Origin of the sequence: Chitinophaga sp. GbtcB8, assembly GCF_019091455.1 — a bacterium.
Lineage (GTDB): Bacteria > Bacteroidota > Bacteroidia > Chitinophagales > Chitinophagaceae > Chitinophaga.
Genome location: NZ_JAGXJN010000036.1, coordinates 1 through 21,046, shown reverse-complemented (window position 1 = coordinate 21,046; position 21,046 = coordinate 1). Strand labels below are relative to the sequence as shown.

Here is a 21,046-nt window from a genome sequence, read left to right as displayed (position 1 = left end):
AAGCATTACATGTAATTACGGATTAATCAATTGCACCCCGGCTTGAAGCGGGGTACTCCATTGAAAGTAATGATGATGGTTTAAGTGGATGGCAGGCAATATTCGTAATTATGACAAGGGGTGTAAAATGTCCTTTCTTTTTATTACCTTTGCAACTTCCAACACACCACCCCCACTAAGGCAAGGTCACACACAGTAAGTCTGCTGTTTTTATTTGTTCGTGTCTGAATGTCTTCGTGGCGGTACTAAACCGGCAATGAAGACTAGAACATAATGAAGAATAGAACATTAAAGAAAGACAAGGTTAATATTATTACATTAGGGTGTTCAAAGAACATGGTTGATTCTGAAGTGCTTAGCGGGCAATTGCAGGCAAATGCAATTGACGTAGTGCACGAGAATGCTAAAAAAGACCATAACATAGTGGTAGTGAACACCTGTGGTTTTATTGACAAGGCCAAGGAAGAATCCATAAACACCATACTGGAACAGGTAGAGCTGAAGCAAAAGGGCCGGCTGGATAAAGTATATGTAACCGGCTGTTTAAGTGAACGCTACCGCGGCGACCTGGAAACAGAGATACCCGGGGTAGATGCCTGGTTTGGCACCATGGAGCTGCCGCTGATCCTGAAGAAATTTGACGCCGATTATAAAGCGGAGCTGCTGGGTGAGCGTTTGCTGAGCACCCCCTCGCATTACGCTTACCTGAAAATAGCAGAAGGCTGTAACCGCACCTGCTCTTTTTGCGCCATCCCTCTTATGAGGGGCACACATGTATCCAAACCTATTGAGGCCATTGTAGCAGAAGCTGAAAAGCTGGTGCGCTTTGGTGTAAAAGAGGTGATGCTGATAGCGCAGGAATTAACGTATTACGGTTTAGATCTGTATAAACAACGCCGCCTGGCCGACCTGTTAAGGGCCCTGGCCGCGGTACCGGGACTGGAATGGATACGGCTGCATTACGCTTACCCGCACAAATTCCCGATGGATGTGCTGGAGGTAATGAACGAGTTTCCCAACATTTGCAACTACCTGGATATGCCTTTACAGCACGCAGCAGACAACATGCTGAAAGCTATGAAAAGGCAGATCACACGTACAGAAATGCAGGACCTGGTGGCGGCTATCCGGGAAAAGGTGCCCGGCATTTGCCTGCGTACCACCCTTATTACCGGCTTCCCGGGCGAGACCCTGGAAGATGTGGAAGAAATGAAGCGTTTCCTGGAAGATATGCGTTTTGACCGCGTAGGTATTTTTACCTACAGTCATGAAGAAGGCACCAGCGCCTATGACCTGGAGGACAATATCCCCGCAGAAGAAAAGGAGCGGAGGGCCCAGGAAATTATGGAGCTGCAGCAGGAGATCTCTTACGAAAAGAACCAGGAAAAAATAGGCCAGGTATTTAGGGTAATAGTGGACAAGAAAGAATCCGGCCGTTACCTGGCACGCACCGAATTTGACTCCGTGGAAGTAGATAATGAAGTGATCATCAACACCAGCAAGCGCCTGAAACCGGGTGATTTTGTGCACGTAAAGATCACCAAAGCATTTGACTACGACCTGGAAGGGGAATTGGTGGAGGCGTAAGCTGAAAGCGAAAAGCAGAAAGCATAAAGCGGAATGCAGTACCGGAAAAATCCTGCTTTTAGCAGTAAATGCAGCATATCATAAGTTTAGAATCAATATTACTTGCAGTACCACGCATAAAGCGTTTAGCACTATGCGTTGAGCATGCTGCGTATTAAATAATAGCTCCGGACGGAGCTTGTTAAAGCAAATCAATGATAACATTTGAGTCACTGGGCTTACAGGAGCCCATTTTAAAAGGAATCCAGGACCTGGGATTTATTGCACCTACTCCCATACAGGAAAAAGCCATTCCTGTATTATTGACCGGCGACCGGGACTTTGTAGGACTGGCGCAAACAGGAACCGGGAAAACGGCAGCATTTGGCCTGCCCTTATTACAACAACTGGATATTAAACGCCGGCAACCACAGGGACTGATCTTATGTCCTACCCGGGAGCTGTGCCTGCAAATAACCAACGATCTGAAGAACTTCAGCAAACACCTGGGTGATCTGAGCGTAGTAGCCGTTTACGGTGGCGCCAGCATTGTACAGCAGTTACGTGAGCTGAAAAGAGGCGCGCATGTGGTAGTAGCTACCCCCGGCCGCCTGCTGGATATTATAGACCGCGGCGCGGTTAACTTTGAAAATGTACGTTATGCCGTACTGGATGAAGCAGATGAAATGCTGAACATGGGTTTCCAGGAAGACATTAACAACATTCTTTCTAAAACACCGGGCACTAAAACTACCTGGCTGTTTTCCGCCACCATGCCGCAGGAGGTTCGCCGTATTGCACAGCAATATATGAACAACCCCTTTGAGCTGACGGTAGGTAATAAGAACAGCGGTAACGTTAATATTGAGCACGAATACTATGTGGTGCGCCCGCGCGAAAAATACGCAGCGCTGAAACGCATTGTGGATTATAATCCTGAAATATTCGGTATCATCTTTACCCGTACTAAAATAGAATCACAGGAAATAGCCGAATCCCTGATCCGCGATGGTTATAATGCCGATGCCCTGCACGGTGATCTGACCCAGCAGCAAAGGGATAAGGTAATGAAACGTTTCCGCGAAAGATCCATACAGATGCTGGTAGCAACCGATGTGGCTGCCCGTGGTATTGATGTGGACAACGTTACGCACGTAATAAACTACGAGCTGCCGGATGATGTAGAGAACTACACGCACCGGAGCGGCCGTACCGCACGTGCCGGTAAATCAGGCATATCAATTGCTATTATCAGTAGCCGTGATATTGGTAAGATACGCCAGATAGAAAGGGTATTGGGAGGCAAGAAATTTGTTAAGGCAGAAGTGCCGGATGGTTTTGCCGTTTGTGAAAAACAGCTGTTTGCGTTAGTGCATAAAGTGCACAAAGTAACCGTGAATGATGAACAGATAGAACCCTACCTGGAGCGCATATACGAAGAGTTTGCGAATATGAGCAAGGAAGAGCTGATCAGGCGCTTTGCTTCCCTGGAGTTTAACGAGTTCCTGGAATACTACCAGGACGCACCGGACCTGAACGTAAAGGAAGAAAAGAGAACGTATGGCGAAAGTAGCAGCAATGGTGCTTCCTCTTCCGGTATGAGCTACCGTGGCACCGGTAAATTTACACGCCTGTTCATTAACCTGGGTTCAGTAGATGATTTTACCCGTGGGGATATGTTACGTTACCTGTGCGATACCAGCGGGGTAAGGGGCAACAAGATCGGCCGTATAGACCTGAAAGGGGTATACTCTTTCTTTGAAGTGGAGAACGATGTGGTAGAGAAGTTTCAACAAGTGTTTAAAAAAGCAGAATACAATGGCCGCAGTGTACGGATCGAAATGTCGCAGGATGGTGATAAACGCCGCAGTGGGGGTGGTGGCAGCCGCCCGCCCCGCCGTGACGGAGAGGAAGGCAGAAGGACCAGTAGTGCAGCCAAACCTGGTTTTAAACGCAGATATTAATCTAATTGCGCAATAGAAAATAAAAGTCCTTCTCCGTAAGCGGAGGAGGACTTTTTTTATTACTTTACGGGAAGCAATTCCCCGGAAAAACTGAAATCCAGCAGCCTGATGTCAAAAGAATCCAACAGCACACTACCCGCAGTAGCCCCCTTTTCCCTTTTCTCCGCAAAAGATGTGGAGCTGTTCCAGGCAGGCCTTCATGAACGCCTGTACGAAAGGTTTGGCGCACATGCCGTGGAGTATGACGGGGAAGCCGGCACTTACTTTGCCGTATGGGCTCCCAATGCAGCTTATATTTCAGTAATAGGTGAGTTCAATAACTGGGACCGCTACTCGCATACCCTGTACCCACGCTGGGACCATTCCGGCATATGGGAGGGGTTTATTCCGAAAGTAAAAAAAGGCAGCTTATATAAATACTTCATCCGCTCCCGCACAGGCGAGGAGCTGTATAAGGGCGATCCCTATGCCATTCACTGGGAGCTGCGCCCCAATACCGCATCCATTACCTGGAACCTGGATTACCAGTGGAAGGATAAACAATGGATGGAGCGCCGGCATGCGCATAACAGCCTGCAAAGCCCCTTTACCGTATATGAGGTGCACCTGGGATCCTGGCGCCGGCCAGACCCTGATAACCACGAAGTATTTTACTCTTATAAAGAAATAGCCGACCGCCTGGTGCCGTATGTAAAAGATATGGGTTTTACGCATGTGGAGCTGATGCCGGTAGGGGAGCACCCTTTTGACGGATCCTGGGGCTACCAGCAAACCGGTTATTATGCGCCCACCTCCCGTTACGGCACCCCGCAGGAGTTTATGGCCTTTGTGGATGCTTTTCATCACGCAGGCATTGGCGTAATACTGGACTGGGTGCCTTCCCACTTCCCGTATGATGCGCATGGCCTGTTCCGTTTTGACGGCTCCCATACGTATGAATATGCGGATATGCGTAAAGGGTTCCACCCGGACTGGAACAGCTATATATTCAATTATAAGCGGAATGAGGTAAGAAGCTTTTTACTGAGCAATGCCCTGTATTGGCTGGATAAGTATCATATAGACGGGCTGCGGGTAGATGCGGTAGCCTCTATGATACACCTGGACTACTCCCGCAATACCGGCGCCTGGGCGCCCAATGAGGAAGGCGGCCGGGAAAACCTGGAAGCCATTACTTTCCTGAAACATTTGAATGAAAGGATCTACTATCTGCACCCGGACACACAAACCATTGCAGAAGAATCCACCTCTTTTTACGGCGTATCCCGCCCGGTATTCTTAGGCGTATTAGGTTTTGGTATGAAGTGGATGAAGGGCTGGAAGAATGATACGCTTACCTTCTTTAAGCGCGATCCAATGCACCGCAAATGGCACCAGGACGAATTTACGTTTAGCATTGCCTATGCCTTCAGCGAAAATTTTATGCTGCCTTTGAGCCATGATGAGGTGGTGCACGGCAAATCGCCCATGATCTATAAAATGCCGGGCGTTGACTGGCAGAAATTTGCAAACCTGCGCCTGTTATACGGTTATATGTTCACCCACCCCGGCACCAAGCTGCTGTTCATGGGCGATGAGATAGGGCAAACACAGGAATGGAACTTCCGTTCAGAGCTGAATTGGCATTTACTGGATCATCCCACGCATAAAGGATTGCAGCAGTTTGTAAAAGATGTGAACCGCCTGTATACCTCGCAGCCTGCCCTGTACCGGCTGCAATTTTCCTATGATAGTTTTGAATGGGTGACCATATCAGACTATGATAACAGTGTGCTGGCCTACCTGCGTAAAGGTGAAGACCCTAAGGATACCCTGCTGATAGTATTAAACCTTACACCGGCCACGCATGAAAATTATATGATAGCCCTGCCTGCAGAAGGTACCTGGCAGGAAATACTGAACAGCGATGACCCGCGCTATCACGGCAGTGGAGTACTAAACACCTCTCCTGTAAAAACAGTGCAGCAGCATTATAACGGCAAGGATTATACGCTTACGCTGCGGGTACCGCCCCTGGGTGCAGCTGTGTTTAAAGGGGTATATTAAAAAATCCGATCCTTATATTACTACCGTTCAATAATCATTAATTATCAACTGTTAATGACTGGGATACACTATGCCCGGAAATTTTTTTCTTTCCCTTTAAACTTTCTTTAACACTTTCCATCTAAAAAAGACGTTTATAGAAATACCAACAAAACAACACAATCACTTAAAACCATTTATTTATGAAGAATCTCCGCAACCTGCGGTGGCCAGTGGTATTATTGGCCCTGGTAGCTGTGGTGGCTTATGCCTGCAAGAAAGATAACTCTACTGACCCAGGCCCTGGCCCCAACCAGCAAAAGCTGAGCATTTACATGTCTGATGATCCGGGTTTTTTTGACAATGTATTTCTTGATATCCGCAAAGTGGAAGTGCTGATAGATACCTGCACCAATGATAGTGATGATGATGACCGTAACTGGGACTGGCGCGACCGTTGCTGGTGGGATGAAGACCGCCATAACAATAAAGATAAATGCGATGTATGGGATTCCCTGGGTATTAAACCCGGCGTATACGACATCCTTTCTTTAAGGAATGGTGCGGATACGCTGCTGGCCGGCGGTATTGTTGCCAAAGGCAAGGTAAAGCAGATCCGTATTACACTGGGTAGCAATAATTCCCTGGTAAAAGACAGCGTTAAATATCCGCTGAAATCTCCCGGCGGCCAGGTGAAGATCATTATTAAACTGCGCAGCGATGACTGGGATGAAATTGCATCCGGCAACTTCCGCCTGTGGCTGGACTTTGATCTGAACCGTTCTATTGTTAAAGTATGGGATGGCAAGTTTATCCTGAAACCGGTAATCACCGTGTACACACTGAAGTTAACCGGCAGCCTGGGTGGGCAGGTAACACCAAGCGCCGCATGGCCGGTGATCACAGTATACAACAATACGGATACTGCTTTTGCGCTGCCCTGGTTTAACGGCAACTTCCTGGTACGTGGCCTGAAACCCGGCAGCTACAATCTGTTTGTAAATGCTTCCAACGGTTACAGGGATACTACCCTTACGGGTATTACGGTAGAGCGTAATAAATTAACTACTACCAGTAAGATCGTGCTGAAGAAATAATGTAAGAAGTTTTCCATCGTTCAATAATTTGTATGAGGTACGTAACAGAACTTATCTGTTGCGTGCCTCATATCTTTTTTTTAGTCTTATTTTTTATAGTATATTTATCAAATCAAATATGTTAACACCCATTTGTAACCCAATTGGTAACCCGTAAAAATCTTTTTTTTGTATGCAAAATGTTAGAAAACACGTGACGGAAGAACGCTTCTATACCGATGTGTTATACAGGCTCCTGTTCACCTTCTTTATTTTCTGTGCTTTATTTTCAGTTTGTTATTTAACGCTTTATGCATAAGGCATAAATAAAAAAAACCGGAAGGTTACAGTACCGGTAAACACATATTTACCTTTCCCGTTACCTTCCGGTCAATAAGTTTTTAGCCTTAGTTATGTTTATGAACGCTGCGTTTCCTGCTGGCGTTGGCGTCTGCGGCCATGTGCGGCTTCACCGCCTTTTTTGCCGATAGCAGCCATATGTTCCCGGTTCTGGCTTACGGCTTCTCCACCTTTACGGCCGGCAGCGCGGGCCTCTTCAGATGAAAATTCATGTGCTACGCCTTGCTGGTGTGCAGCGCGGCCGCCCATGCTGGCAATGGCCCTTTGTTTTTCCATATCCATAGCCGCAAATCCGCGTAAGGCTTTACCGGTTTTACGGTTGTCGTCTTTATTATTATTGTCGTTTTCAACTGGTGTACTGTCTTCCATTTGTGGGTGTTCACGGTTAACATTCTGCCAGTTCTCTTCCTGGGAGTGACTGCTTTGCATTGTCATAACATCAGATTTAAGTGGTTTGAAATAGGTTTCCGTTTTTTCTCTCGAAGCTATAAACGCGCGCTTACAGGGTAAGGGGGAACAAGGACTGTGCCATGCCGGGCCGTGGATGCGGATCAGGCCCATTTGCGGTAATATAATATACGGAGATGGTTTTTATAGACTTATAGCGGAAATGGTTGTCATGTATATGCCGGGTAACCGGTTCTACAGTATAAGGAAAATAGCCACACTTTAGGCGCATGGTTATACAGTTTGATATTAATTATTTTGAACAATTAAAATTTTTATTATGTGTTTGGTTGGAGGAAATAGTGAGGAGGCTGCTACACAATGGAGGGCATAAAGCGGAAAGCATAAAGCTGAAAGCATAAAGCGTAATGCCCAATGCTCAACTGAATGTAAAACGCCGAACGCCGAACGCAAACGCAGAATGTTAAATGTAAATGCTGAGTCTGAATACTGGACGCTAAAAGCTAAAAACTAAAAGCTAAACGCTAAAAGCTGAATGCGGAGTGCAGTAAAATAGCAGTACAGGCGTATGCCCGTTAACGTTAGTTACAGCTCAGTGGGCTATGGTTTATGCGTTAAGCATTCCCATAAAGAATAAAAAAGCATTTCCTGTGAAGAATAAATCAGCGGGGATCTGTATTAACCAGCAGAAGGCGGCTGATCAATAATACAGCCATCAAATCATTATTTATAAGCTGCATCTACGGTGTGAAAAAGAAAAGAAAGTAAGGAGTCCTTATTGATCAATTTGCCTTGAATGTTCACTCCGCTTAAGGCTGTTCATTTTGTTCATTGTGCTTTTTGAGCGGCTGAAAACTTTGCCTGTAGGGCGAATCAGCTTACTTTTGATTAAACTCTAAAGTTGGCATAGGTTATGAAAAGGCACTAAGATATCCATCTATTAGTGCCCTTTTTTTTACAACAAAAAGTGGCCAGGTGTTAGTGAAGTACGTATCGCTCTGTGTAAAGCTACCACACTAATACCAACAACCAGCCACCAATAACGGATCGTTAACGAATATGAACTTAATGTTAATCCCTTAGCGTATGATCAGCTCTTCAAATTTTCTTTCCAGCGCTACTTTCACTACTCCTACTGCAAAATTGCGCGCGTTCAGCTTAAACACTTTTCCATCCACCACATACTCGGTAGCCTTAAACGGCAGGCCGTGTATCAGCACCCGGTGTTTTTTATAACCGGCTTCATACTGGCCAAAGAATTTTTTCTTTAAACGGAACTGCTGTTTATCAGATACCTGCTTAAAGCTAATGGTATTAGACTGGCCATTCTTGTAACCATAGTGGTCGCCGGCATCTTCATACAGGGTGCTGCGTGTAGGCTGCTCGCTGTAATACACATTCAGGATCATTTCATCTATCAGCTTCTCATCCACATACTGTATGTTAGGATAATTAGGCACCACGGCGCCGGCTTTTATAAACAGAGGCATTTCTTCCAGCGGGGTAGCTATTGTTATGGTTTGCCCGCCTTCATACAGCTTATCGTTAAAGAAGTAATACCACTGGCCTGCAGGCAGGTATATTTCTTTTTCCTTCATGCCTGCTGCTTCCACGTGGCTGATCAGCAGCGCATCGCCCAGCATAAACTCGTGGGAGCGGTTATACGTGTGCTCATCGTTCTGGGCCACAAAGGCCAGGGGGCGCAGCATCGGCGTACCGTAGTGGCTGTACTGCCAAAAGGTGGTGTACAGGTAGGGCAGCAGGCGGTAGCGCATTTGTATAAAGCGCTTAACTATAAATTCATACTTGCTGCCAAAGCTCCAGGGCTCCTGGTTAAAGCCGGTTTCGTTACTGGCAGAGTGGGTGCGCATTAAGGGGTGAAAGGTGGCCAGCTGTATCCAGCGGGTATACAGCTCTCCGTCCGGTTCGCCGATAAAACCGCCAATATCGCTGCCGGCAAAGGAAATACCGGATACGGATAAGCGCTGGCACTGTACGCTGGCCAGCCACAGGTGATCCCATTCTGATACGTTATCGCCCGTCCATACAGAGGCCCAGCGCTGTGCGCCGGCATAACAGGAGCGGGTGATCACAAAAGGCCGGTTGGGCATCAGGTACTTCTTTAAACCTGCTGCGGTGGCCTTGCTCATCAGGTGGCCATATATATTATGCGCCTTACGGTGGCTCACATCCTCGCCGTCATAGTCATGGCGCACATCTTCCGGGAAGCTGCCCATTTCAAATACGGCAGGTTCGTTCATATCATTCCACACCCCGCGTACGCCGGTATCCAGCAGGTCTTTGAACAGGCTGCTCCACCAGTCGCGCACCTTGGGATCCGTATAATCCGGGAACACACATTTGCCGGGCCATACATCTCCTTCCATAAAAGCGCCGTCGGCACGTTTACAGAAGTAGTCTTTTTCCATACCCTCCTTATAAATATCATAATCCGGGTCGGCCTTAATACCGGGGTCAATGATCACCACTACCTTAAAACCTTCTGCGGCCAGGTCTTTTATCAAACCGGCAGGGTCAGGGAAGTATTCCTTGCTCCAGGTAAAGCAGCGGAAACCTTCCATATAGTCAATATCCAGGTGAATAACATCGCAGGGGATCTGGCGTTTGCGGAACTCTGCGGCTATTTCGCGTACGCGTTTTTCAGGGAAATAGCTCCAGCGGCATTGCTGGTAGCCTAAAGCCCACAGGGGCGGCAGCTCGGCTGTACCGGTTATTTTGGTATAGGCTTCTGCTACCTGTAACAGGGCAGGACCGTAAATGAAATAATAGTTCATTTCCCCGCCGCGGGCCCAAAAGCTGCACACATCCTCCCGCTCATGGCCAAAGTCAAACAGGGTGCGGAAGGTATTGTCAAAGAAAATACCGTATCCTATACCATGGTGCAGGCCGTAATAAAAGGGAATGTTACGGTACAGGGGATCGGTATCTTTCTGAAAGCCGTAGGCATCCGTACCATAGTTTTCCAGGCGTTTGCCACGCAGGTTCAGGTCAGTAGGCTTATCGCCCAGGCCAAAAAAGCATTCGCCTTCCTGTACCTGTTTGCTGCAGTACACTATTTTGCCGCCTTTTTGCAGGTAGTGCTGCCAGTGAAAGCCCATTTCGTCCTGGTTAATAATGCGGCCTTCCGTATCTGTAATGGTAAGGCGCAGGTTATCGCGCGCTATCCAGATGCGGATCATATCCGTATATATTTCAAATACCTCCTCAAATTCACGTATCCCAAAATTTACGGGCGATTCTTCCAGCCGTTCGCTGGTTGCGTAAGAGAAGTCGCGTTGAAATTTACCATCTGCCGCGTAGCGGAACCGCACAATCTTGTCTGAAATGATCCTTACCTCCAGTATAGTCTCCGATGTATAGAAATAGAAGTAGTTGCCTTCTTTTTGCCATTTCCTGATATTGTCAGGGTAGTGTTTTACAGAATACTTACTCGACGAGCTTGTTACTTGCATAGTTTGCGTTTAAAAATCCAATCCTTCCTCTTTAGATCCAACCACTCATCTAAATTAAAAAAAAATCATGTGAAGATTATTTTTTCCGCGGTTGAGGTGGTTAATCCATCGTTCACCTGTTAAAATGATGTATTGGCTAAATCGGTCACGAAAAATATTAAATACTTGGTAAATTCAATTTATCGAACGTACTTTTTGCTTTAACCTATTTGTTCCTTTAGAGTGCACTTGTTCCAGGTGCACTTTTTTCATGGTTTAAACTTAGTAATGAATCCCGAAGAATGTATAATACTTGTGTTGTATTATTATTTGTTATACAGTGTTTGTGCGTACTCTGCAGTAATGTTTTTTATTCTTTCATCAAGCTGTGCAATGCGGCCATCGCTCCCGGCCAGGAATACAGCGTTCCCTTTTTTAGCAGCCTGTACTACATGAAAGCCTTCTTTGCTGATGGGCTGCCAGTGCTGGCCGCCATCAAAAGAAATATCTGTTCCTGAAGTACCGGTGGCAATGGCGGTTTGGGCATTTATATAAATAACAGAAGAGCGGAAGCCCTGCGGTGGTACTGCAGGCTGCGTCCAGGTTTTACCGCCATCTGTTGTTAGCAGGCAGTTGTGTTCGCGCAGAGTATCATTGCGGTAATCGCCCCCCACTACAATAGCCTGCTGCGCACTCCGGACGGCTATGGAAAAGGCGCCCTGTGTGGCAGCGCCCTGTATAATGGGTAAGGGGCTGGCCTTCCACCGTCCTTTCTGTAAACGGATGCTGCGGGCTGTGCTGCCCCCGGTTATAAACCAGGCCTGCTGCCCCGGCAGGGTTTGCAGGTTGCCGGCGCTGGCTGCAAAAATAGCTTCGCCCGGTAATGCAGCAGGGCGCTGTTTTAGCGGCAGGGTATCCCAATGTTTTCCCCCATCCTGTGTGCGCAGCATCATAAAGTGATCCTGCAAGGGATCGCCAATGGCTATGCCTTCCCGGTTATTCCAGAATTCCATATCGTCAAAGAAAATACCTTTGGTATCATTATAATATACCCGCTGCCAGGTAGCACCCCCATCCTGTGTGCGGTAGATATGCGCCGGCTCACCGGCATTTACCACTACAGCTTCTTTCTCATTAAAGGCATTAATAGCGCGCCAGTCGCAGCTGTCGCAACCGCTTACGCGGGTCCATTGCCATTCTTTACCACCATTGGTGCTTTTACCTACCATACCGCCGGTACCGGATGCCCATAGTAAACTATCCGTTAGCACACACAGGCCCCGGATACTTTTAAGCGGGCCATGGGTCAGGGGTTGCAGGGGATTTTTTTGCTGGCCCCTGGCCGCTAAAACAGTGCAGCAGCACCATAAGCATATATAGCAGAATATCTTTGACATTTATTTACAATACCTTAGTGAGCAAGAAAATTACAAAATCATTCAAAAGTGTGATGCAGATTTATATATTTGCAAACAACTAACCTGCATCAGTGCGCTATTTACCATCCCAGATAAAAAAGAAACTGCAGTTACTTGCCTTATTTGTTTTTGTAATGAAAACTCTGTTTGCGCAGGAGGGGAGGTATATATTTGATGCCTACAGCGTAAATGAAGGCCTTTCTCAAAGTTATGTAAGCGATATTATACAAGATAACCAGGGGTTTATGTGGATTGCCAACCGTGATGGGGTGAACCGCTTTGATGGTTATGTGTTTAATGAATACCGTTACAAAACAAGCGAGCAGAACAAGGCAGGGGAGGGCAAGGGCAACCTGGTGGCCAGCAGCTCCAGCGGGGTACGTGCAGTCATTAACCGGTTTGATCTGAAGGGTTACAAAGGATACGGTTTTTATAAGAACAGCCGGGGGCAGCTGCTGCTGGCGCATAATAACGGCATTAGCTTATACGATCCTTACCGCAACACCTTTCAGCAGGTAATGGAAGATACCAGCTATGTGAATGAGCAGGAACGCGACCGTTCCGTGAAATTCAAGATCCTGGGGGAGGATACCACCACACACCAGCTATGGGTGTGGCGCCCGCTGAAAGGGGTATATGTGCTGGATAGCCGCTCTTACACCATCAAACGCATTATCCTGTACCCGCCGCAATTTGCAAAACGGGGACTGGCACCCACTGACCTGTTAATGGATGGCCACCTGATATGGATGAACTTTGAACCGGGTGAGCTGATGTCCTTAAACACGCGCGATCTGCGCCTCTCCACCTACTGCCTGCCGGGTATAGGCCAAACACCGGTGCTGCGTAACCTGAATGCTGATTCCATGATCATTGCCAGCCCCGGCCATATTGTGATGTTCAATAAAAAGCAGCACAAGTACACCGACCTGTTAATCAATGAGTACGATGATAAAGGCGTGCAGTTTGAGCCGGTGGTTATGGAGCTGGACCATAATGGTAATGTATGGATAGGCGGCAGTGATGGCGTATTGATATACACCATCCGCCGCAATGAGGTGATACAGCATATTACCACCTTTAACACCTTTGAAACCCGCTCTCTGAACAGTGTGCGCTACCTGTATCGCGATGCGGCCGATAATATGTGGGTAGGCACCAATGGGGACGGCATAAAAAAATACTCCCCGCATAAAAAGGTATTTAACCTTTACCGCTCTCCTTTTATATCGCATAACATGGTGCGGTCTATTTACAAGCATGACGATGGCAAGCTATACATAGGCTTGTGGCGCGACGGGCTGGATATTTACGAGGAAGGCGGCCGTTTTATAGAACGCATTTCCAATACAGAGGGCCATACAGTGTTCCCGGCCAATACCGTGAATGCTATTTGCAGAGAAAACTATAAATACCTGTGGATCCATTTTGAGGGCCGCTACCTGGGGCTGCTGAATGTGCAAAACAAAAAGTTTGAGAACCTGACTCCCGTGGTAGATTCACTGGGCCTGCCCCCGCAGGAGGAGAACTATACGCCCTTTATGTTCCGCCGGGTGAATGGCGAAGTGTATTTCCCTTACGGGGAATACCTGTTATCCATTAGCCCGGATGAGCGGGGGAATAATAAATACCACGCCTCGCTGGTGCACCAGTTCCCGAATGAGATCCTGAACTGTTATTTTGAAGATTACCTGGGTAACCAATACATTGGTACACAGGCTAATCTGTATGTTAAAGATGTAGGTAATACCCACTGGCGCATAGTACCATTACCTACCGGCACTATTGTAAAAGGGATTAACAAAAATGCACATAAACAGCTGCTGGTAGCCACCAGCCGTGGTTTGTTCATACTGGATGCCAATTACCAGCAGGTGCAGCATTACAACAGCTATGATTTCCCGGTGCTGGTGAATGATTTCTTTTACGGGGTGCTGTTAGATGACCGGGACCGTATATGGGTAAGCCATAACAAAGGTTTATCGCAGATAAACCCGGTGACCAATGAGATCACCACCTTTAATCATGAAGATGGGCTGCAATCCAATGAGTTTAATACCGGCGCCTATTTTAAATCTGTTGACGGCGAGCTGTTCTTTGGCGGCATACGCGGGGTGAACGGGTTTTACCCGCGCAATTTCCGCCCCAACCCCTTTGTACCTAAAGTAGTTATTAAACGTATGGAGGTGCTGGACCGGCCTTATGAATCAGACACAGCCATTTCCCTGCTGCACCATATTGAGCTGCCCTATAACCAGAACACCATTGCCATAGAATTTGTACCGCTGGAATATACCAACCCTTTGAAGAACAAGGTGCAGTATAAGCTGGAAGGGGCGGATGAAGAGTGGGTATCGGCCGGTACGTTCCGTATGGCCAGGTATACCAACCTGCGCCCGGGCACCTATACTTTTAATGTTAGGGCTTCTAACAATGACGATATCTGGAATACCGCGCCTACCACGCTGGAAATAGTGATACGCATACCTTTCTGGCAATCTTTGTGGTTCAGATTTTTATTGTTATTACTATTGTTAGGCATTGCTTATTATTTTTCTACTTTGTATCTTGATTATAAAATACGTCATGAAAAACTGAAGCTGGAAAAAGAGCAGGCTGTAGACCAGGAGCGGGCGCGCATTTCAAGCGATATGCATGACGATCTTGGCTCCGGACTATCCACGATACGCCTGTTAAGTGAAATTGCCAAACGGAAGATACAAGACCCTGCGCAAACTAATGAGATAGAGCGGATTTCGGACGCAGCCGGTGAGATGATAGATAAGATGAGCGAGATCATCTGGGCTATGAACTCATCCAATGATTCCCTCGAAAACCTGATCGCCTACATGCGCAGCTTTGCGGCAGATTTCCTGGAGCACGCACACATTACGCAGCAGTTTTACATACCGGAAAGCATACCCAATATTAAGCTCAGCGGCGGCACGCGCCGTAATATTTATTTAGCGGTAAAAGAATCGTTGCACAACGTAGTAAAACACGCCAAGGCAACAGAAGTGATCATAGAAATTGAGATGCAGCAACACATGACCATATTGATAAAAGATAACGGAAAAGGATTTGACCAGGAAAAAGTACGGTTATTCGGTAATGGATTAAAAAATATCCAGAAACGCATGCAGTCTGTAGGCGGCCATGCAGATATAACCTCCAACAATGGAACCATAGTTTTTCTCGATATCCCGTTAAATTGATCTACCTTTGGTATCACATTTTCGTGTTAAGTAATTGCATCGTATTCGCTAAGTAAAACTCAATAACTGTGTACTCAAAAAAGAAATCCCAGGACAGCATGGACATCATTTCGGTAGCTATTGTGGAGGATAATCATGATATCCGTACTGCTATGGAGTTACTGATTAACGGTTCTGATGGTTATGCCTGCGTAGGTACCTTTAATAACGGAGAAACGGCTGTGGAGCAAATCCCTAACCTGCTGCCCAACGTAGCGCTGATGGATTTTAACCTGCCTGGCGGTATGAATGGGATTGAGTGCATAGCGCGTTTGAAAGCGGAGCATCCTGATATGCAGTTTATGATGCTGACGGTGTACGAAGATGACGATAAAATATTCCAGGCCCTGGAAGCAGGCGCCAGTGGTTATATCCTCAAAAAAACCTCACCTGGCGAGCTGCTGGAAGCTATCCGCGATGTACATGAAGGCGGTTCTCCCATGAGCTCACAAATAGCCCGGCGTGTAGTAGCCTATTTCCAGAAGCAGGCCAAACCCAACCCTGCGCTGGAAGCATTAACCTCCCGGGAAAAAGAGATCCTGGATCAGCTCTCCAAAGGTTTCCTGTACAAGGAAATAGCCAGCAATCTGTATATCAGTATTGAAACGGTAAGAAGGCACGTGCATAACATTTATGAGAAGCTGCACGTAAGAAGCCGTACGGATGCGGTGAACAAGTATTACAACAGATAATTACGGAATTCTGCTGAACGCTGAAGGCGGAACGCTTAACGCTGATTATGTTATGTTTGAGCACGGACATACTGGCGGCTGCATTAGCGTTCGGCGTTAAGCACTCAGCGTTTTGCATTTACTCCCTCCCTAAAAAAGTGTTGCGGAAAGACAGGAGTTAGTCCGACTGAACCCCCGGCTTTCCGCCCCAGCTCGTTTAAGATTGGATAGCTTGACGCTGCTACTTTCTTCTCACCCGCACGCGCTCCATTCTTTGCAGCTTCTGGTTTACCAGATGCGCCAACAAAACCATGGAAGCAATAAGCAGACACGCCAATTTGAATAGTAGACCGGTTTTCATAGGTATAGGGTTTAAAGAAGTTATGGTTTTTTGACCGTGCGCTAATTAATGGGTTAGCAGCCAGTCAGTTACTCTCTCGATTTTAATAATGATGGTTGGCTAATTAGATTTAGCACACGCGCTAAAAAAAATTCACAATAGACTTACCGCATCATTTGCCAGGAATCAAATTTTCGAAGCAATTTTGTGAAGGTATCTCCCAAACGAGTCATGGAACGTTGTTCCCGATTCACCAGGAACGTTACTAATAGTGCCACAGACAGCACTACCATTAGCAGCATTAGGCATAGCGTTTTCATAGATTAGGACGTTTGTTTTGTACTTGTGAACCTACGACTGTAAATATAATTTAAATTCTCATATAAAGTATAGTTTGCATAAAAAAAAATTTAGGTACCAAAAGAAATCCACGGTGAATAACTTTATACTTGGGATGATAGCCTGAATCCTTTATTTTTGCCAGTAACCGGGTTTTGCTAAAAGATTTAGTAACGTTGCGGCAACCTTACGTAGAAAATGTTTTAATATATATATGGCAGTTACAGACAAATCGGAAAAGGACAATAAAGATCTTTTTGCGGCCTATACAGAAGACTCTATCCGTTCGCTGGATTGGCGGGAGCACCTTCGCCTGGGGCCGGGTATGTATATTGGTAAACTGGGGGATGGCACCAGTATGGACGACGGTATTTACATCCTTATTAAAGAGGTGGTAGATAACTGTATTGACGAACATACCATGGGCTTTGGCAAGCAGGTAGACATTAAGGTATCTGAGCACAGCGTAACTGTGCGCGACTATGGCCGCGGCATACCGCTGGGTAAAGTGGTGGATGTAGTGAGCAAGATCAATACCGGCGCCAAGTACGACAGTAAAGCTTTCCAGAAGTCGGTAGGTTTGAACGGGGTGGGTACCAAAGCGGTGAATGCCCTGAGCAGCTACTTTAAAGTAACTGCTATACGCGACGGCCGCATGAAAGTAGCGGAGTTTGAACGCGGCGTGCTTACCAAAGAGCATAAAGAAGCCCCTACCAATGAAAGCAATGGTACGCTGGTAACCTTTACCCCGGATGATACGGTTTTTAAGAACTATCATTATATACCGGAGTTCCTGGAAAACCAGATCTGGAACTACTGCTTTCTGAACGCAGGGCTCACTATCAGCTTCAACGGGCAGAAATACATTTCTAAAAACGGTTTGCTGGATCTGCTGCAGCGTAAAACCAATGCGGACGATCTGCGTTATCCCATCATTCACCTGAAGGGGGAGGATATAGAAATAGCCTTAACACATGAAAACCAGTATGGTGAGGAATATTATTCCTTTGTGAACGGGCAGCACACCACCCAGGGGGGTACGCACCTGGCAGCCTTCCGGGAAGCCTTTGTAAAAACCGTACGTGATTTTTATAAAAAGGATTATGACGCTACGGATATACGCGCCTCTATTTGCGCCGCTATATCTGTAAGGGTGCAGGAGCCGGTATTTGAATCACAAACAAAAACCAAGCTGGGCTCTTTGACCGTATTTGAGAATGGCCCTTCTATGAAGGCATTTGTACTGGACTTTTTAAGTAAACACCTGGATGATTACCTGCACCGTAACCCAACGGTAGCAGAGGCCATGAAAAAACGTATTGAGCAAAGCGAGCGGGAACGTAAGGAGCTGGCCGGTATTAAAAAGCTGGCTAATGAACGGGCTAAAAAAGCCAACCTGCACAACCGTAAGCTGCGCGATTGCCGTTTTCACCTGAATGATGAGCTGACCGGTAAGGAAAAAATTGAGCAGGAAGCCCGGCGCCTGGATACGATCATCTTTATAACGGAAGGTGATTCCGCCAGTGGCTCCATTACCAAATCCCGCAACGTGGAAACACAGGCGGTATTCAGCCTGCGTGGTAAACCGCTGAACAGCTTTGGCCTTACCAAAAAGATCGTGTACGAGAATGAAGAGTTTAACCTGCTGCAGCATGCGCTGAATATTGAGGAAGGGCTGGAAGGCCTGCGATATAACAAAATTGTGGTAGCTACCGATGCTGATGTGGATGGTATGCACATCCGCTTACTGCTGCTTACTTTCTTTTTGCAGTTCTTCCCTGACCTGGTGAAGAACGGGCACGTATATATCCTGGACACACCGTTGTTCCGTGTGCGGAATAAACAGGAAACCATTTACTGTTACAGCGAGGAAGAAAAACAAAAGGCGGTGAAAAAGCTGGGCAGCAAACCGGAGATCACCCGCTTTAAAGGATTGGGTGAGATATCACCGCAGGAGTTTGGCCGTTTCATTGGGGAAGATATGAAGGTGGAACCGATCATCTTATCCAAAGACGTGCACATTCAAAAGCTGCTGGAATATTACATGGGTAAGAATACACAAACGCGGCAGGAGTTTATTATCAGCAATTTGAGGTACGAGAAAGATCTCGTTGCCGAGTAATTAATAATGAAGAATGAACCTTGATTATTAATTCTTAAACAAATTTTTAATTAATGTTATTACATATCGTATTCGGACAGGCCTCCAAACCGGTGCTGGCAGCCGCTTTTGAACTGGACGAAAAATTAAGCGGGGAAATACTTTGTTTTGAGGATGACCTTTCTGTAGGCCCTTTATTTATACTGGATACTAAAGATGGGCAGTCGAACCGCCGCCAATGGTGGCAACAGCTGGCCGGCTTACAACCACAGCCGGTAGCTGCCGCTGCGGAGGAAACAGCGCCGCCCGCAGAAGAAGAGCCCTGGGCAGATGCTGAACTGGCGAAACAGTTAAAAGCCCTTTTAAAAGCAGAACCGGAGCAGGAAGTATGGATATGGGCAGGGCAAAATGCCCGCGATGTATGTGGGTATTACTGGCTGGTAAGTCAGCTGTATGATTTTGCAGGCCGTATACACATCATTTACCTGAACAACCTGCCTTTCCTGAATGAGAAGAATGCAGTGTTTTATCCTACCCACCTGCACCAGATATTACCCAAAGAATTCCTGAAAGCTAAAAAGCTGGCCCGCCCGGTATCCCTGGCGGAGTTTGAGCTGGATGGCGATGAATGGCACCGTTTAATGAACGAGAATGCCGGCATACGCCTGCTGGAAGGGGGCAAAAAAATAAAAGGGGAACCTGCTGTGCACTATGATAAAGAGCTGCTGCAGCAAAGCACTAAAGAATTTCAGAAAGCCGCCAAGGTAGTAGGACAGGTAACCGGTAAATTAAAATACCCGGTGCTGGATCAGTATCTTGCCTGGCGCCTGAAAGAGCTGATAAAAGAAGGGCAGCTGGAAAGCAGGGGAGAGCTGAAGACGATGAAGGATTTTGAAGTGAAATTGCCGGGTGGCGGGGAAGAAGCGCCTGCAGAACCAGCGGAACCGGCAGCAGAATAAATAATATACTTATGGTAACGGTAACACCTTTGGAATTATTAGGGCAGGATGAGCGGGGCGCCAATTACATCTGGAGCGCTGACCGTACCGGTGATTTTATGATGTGCTTCCGCAAAGCCGGCAGCAGCAGCGGCCAGCATTACCATGAAGGAAAAAGCGCTTACAAGAACCCGGAGATACTTTTTGTAATGACGGGGCAGGCGGAGCTGCACTGGTGCCCGCTGGGTGAAAAGGAAATACGCGTAACGCCCATCACAGCGCCGGCAAGGGTGGAAGTAGCCATAAACATCTGGCACCAGCTGGTAGCGGTTACGGATTGTGCGTTAATAGAAATGAACTCCATTGCCGATGTACAGCAGGATTCCGTAAGGATCTGGCGGGAGGAATTTGAGAGAATGATAAATGTAAAATAATAAATGTAAAATGTAAAAGGATAAAGAAATACTTCATCTAAAATTGTTACCCAATGAATGAAATTAGAAAGTATAATCTGGAAGGAAGATTAATTGATTTTGCCGTAAGAGTATTAGAGCTAGTGGAACTATTACCCAATAATAGAGGGGGTATTCATCTCGCAAATCAATTAGTAAGAAGTGGCACTGCACCTGCACTAATATATGGTGAGGCACAAGCAGCAGAATCAAAGAATGATTTTATTCATAAAATGAAGATTGCATTAAAAGAATTGAGAGAGTCTCAGATAAATATGAAGATAATAGAGAAAAGAAAAATGTTGGATCATTCTAAAGAATCCGCTGTTTTAGCAGAATGTACACAATTAGTGGCAATTTTAATGCAAGTGTTGAAACAGCAAAAAGAAATAATATAAAATGTAAATGAAACGTGTAAAAGGAAGATATATACATTTCAATGAAGTGCATCTTCCGACTTTTACATTTAATATTTATCATTTTACATTTTACATTCAAAATTGACATATGGACGATCAAAATACTAATCTGCCAAACGAAGAAGAATCCCTCCACAACATCATTCACGTAGGTGGGATGTATCAAAACTGGTTCCTGGACTACGCTTCCTATGTAATACTGGAGCGTGCGGTACCCAGTGTGGAAGACGGGTTAAAACCGGTACAGCGCCGCATTCTGCACG

The 21,046-nt window shown here is 46.4% G+C and carries 13 protein-coding genes; 10 read left to right on the top strand and 3 right to left on the bottom strand.

Annotated features, from left to right (window positions below; genetic code table 11):
- Nucleotides 1-273 precede the first annotated feature (273 nt).
- The 4 genes from rimO (at nt 274) to KVT36_RS24915 (ending at nt 6,652) form a co-directional block, all read left to right on the top strand.
- Nucleotides 274-1,587 carry a 30S ribosomal protein S12 methylthiotransferase RimO gene (rimO, locus tag KVT36_RS24930; RefSeq protein WP_217606167.1) on the top strand — a complete coding sequence of 438 codons (1,314 nt, stop codon included), beginning with the start codon at nt 274-276 and terminating at the stop codon, nt 1,585-1,587.
- A 194-nt stretch (nt 1,588-1,781) separates the two neighbouring features.
- Nucleotides 1,782-3,530, top strand: coding sequence for a DEAD/DEAH box helicase (locus KVT36_RS24925; protein WP_217606166.1), 1,749 nt, complete (start codon nt 1,782-1,784; stop codon nt 3,528-3,530).
- Nucleotides 3,531-3,638: 108 nt separating this feature from the next.
- Nucleotides 3,639-5,576 (top strand): 1,4-alpha-glucan branching protein GlgB, encoded by a 1,938-nt coding sequence (glgB, locus tag KVT36_RS24920; protein ID WP_217606165.1) that lies wholly within the window; start codon nt 3,639-3,641, stop codon nt 5,574-5,576.
- A 182-nt stretch (nt 5,577-5,758) separates the two neighbouring features.
- A complete protein-coding gene (locus KVT36_RS24915; RefSeq protein WP_217606164.1) occupies nt 5,759-6,652 on the top strand; it encodes a DUF4382 domain-containing protein in 894 nt (297 codons plus the stop codon).
- 396 nt (nt 6,653-7,048) lie between these two features.
- Here the strand turns inward: KVT36_RS24915 and KVT36_RS24910 are convergent, their stop codons facing one another.
- The 3 genes from KVT36_RS24910 to KVT36_RS24900 form a co-directional block, all read right to left on the bottom strand.
- Entirely contained in the window at nt 7,049-7,426 is a 378-nt protein-coding gene (locus KVT36_RS24910; protein WP_217606163.1) for a KGG domain-containing protein, read from the bottom strand.
- A 1,052-nt stretch (nt 7,427-8,478) separates the two neighbouring features.
- Nucleotides 8,479-10,872 carry a glycoside hydrolase family 31 protein gene (locus KVT36_RS24905; RefSeq protein WP_217606162.1) on the bottom strand — a complete coding sequence of 798 codons (2,394 nt, stop codon included), beginning with the start codon at nt 10,870-10,872 and terminating at the stop codon, nt 8,479-8,481.
- Nucleotides 10,873-11,177: 305 nt separating this feature from the next.
- Nucleotides 11,178-12,248 (bottom strand): YCF48-related protein, encoded by a 1,071-nt coding sequence (locus tag KVT36_RS24900; RefSeq protein ID WP_217606161.1) that lies wholly within the window; start codon nt 12,246-12,248, stop codon nt 11,178-11,180.
- Nucleotides 12,249-12,403: 155 nt separating this feature from the next.
- On the opposite strand from KVT36_RS24900, the gene KVT36_RS24895 reads away from it, so the two are divergent.
- From KVT36_RS24895 to KVT36_RS24870, 6 genes are all read left to right on the top strand, one after another.
- On the top strand, nt 12,404-15,484 hold the full coding sequence (locus KVT36_RS24895) for a triple tyrosine motif-containing protein (protein ID WP_217606160.1): 3,081 nt from the start codon (nt 12,404-12,406) through the stop codon (nt 15,482-15,484).
- A gap of 98 nt (nt 15,485-15,582) precedes the next feature.
- Complete coding sequence (locus KVT36_RS24890) at nt 15,583-16,215, top strand: response regulator transcription factor (RefSeq protein WP_254640185.1); 633 nt, start codon at nt 15,583-15,585, stop codon at nt 16,213-16,215.
- Between the two features lie 872 nt (nt 16,216-17,087).
- Complete coding sequence (locus tag KVT36_RS24885) at nt 17,088-18,995, top strand: DNA topoisomerase IV subunit B (protein ID WP_217606159.1); 1,908 nt, start codon at nt 17,088-17,090, stop codon at nt 18,993-18,995.
- Nucleotides 18,996-19,048: 53 nt separating this feature from the next.
- Entirely contained in the window at nt 19,049-19,933 is an 885-nt protein-coding gene (locus tag KVT36_RS24880; RefSeq protein ID WP_217606158.1) for a DUF1835 domain-containing protein, read from the top strand.
- A gap of 11 nt (nt 19,934-19,944) precedes the next feature.
- Nucleotides 19,945-20,346: a hypothetical protein gene (locus KVT36_RS24875; protein WP_217606157.1), complete on the top strand. Its 402-nt coding sequence runs from the start codon at nt 19,945-19,947 to the stop codon at nt 20,344-20,346.
- Between the two features lie 53 nt (nt 20,347-20,399).
- Nucleotides 20,400-20,762, top strand: coding sequence for a four helix bundle protein (locus tag KVT36_RS24870; protein ID WP_217606156.1), 363 nt, complete (start codon nt 20,400-20,402; stop codon nt 20,760-20,762).
- Nucleotides 20,763-21,046 lie beyond the last annotated feature (284 nt).

Coding starts and splice junctions, on each gene's coding strand:
- rimO (WP_217606167.1), top strand. CDS start 274: ATGAAGAATAGAACATTAAAGAAAGACAAGGTTAATATTATTACATTA.
- KVT36_RS24925 (WP_217606166.1), top strand. CDS start 1,782: ATGATAACATTTGAGTCACTGGGCTTACAGGAGCCCATTTTAAAAGGA.
- glgB (WP_217606165.1), top strand. CDS start 3,639: ATGTCAAAAGAATCCAACAGCACACTACCCGCAGTAGCCCCCTTTTCC.
- KVT36_RS24915 (WP_217606164.1), top strand. CDS start 5,759: ATGAAGAATCTCCGCAACCTGCGGTGGCCAGTGGTATTATTGGCCCTG.
- KVT36_RS24910 (WP_217606163.1), bottom strand. CDS start 7,426: ATGACAATGCAAAGCAGTCACTCCCAGGAAGAGAACTGGCAGAATGTT.
- KVT36_RS24905 (WP_217606162.1), bottom strand. CDS start 10,872: ATGCAAGTAACAAGCTCGTCGAGTAAGTATTCTGTAAAACACTACCCT.
- KVT36_RS24900 (WP_217606161.1), bottom strand. CDS start 12,248: ATGTCAAAGATATTCTGCTATATATGCTTATGGTGCTGCTGCACTGTT.
- KVT36_RS24895 (WP_217606160.1), top strand. CDS start 12,404: ATGAAAACTCTGTTTGCGCAGGAGGGGAGGTATATATTTGATGCCTAC.
- KVT36_RS24890 (WP_254640185.1), top strand. CDS start 15,583: ATGGACATCATTTCGGTAGCTATTGTGGAGGATAATCATGATATCCGT.
- KVT36_RS24885 (WP_217606159.1), top strand. CDS start 17,088: ATGGCAGTTACAGACAAATCGGAAAAGGACAATAAAGATCTTTTTGCG.
- KVT36_RS24880 (WP_217606158.1), top strand. CDS start 19,049: ATGTTATTACATATCGTATTCGGACAGGCCTCCAAACCGGTGCTGGCA.
- KVT36_RS24875 (WP_217606157.1), top strand. CDS start 19,945: ATGGTAACGGTAACACCTTTGGAATTATTAGGGCAGGATGAGCGGGGC.
- KVT36_RS24870 (WP_217606156.1), top strand. CDS start 20,400: ATGAATGAAATTAGAAAGTATAATCTGGAAGGAAGATTAATTGATTTT.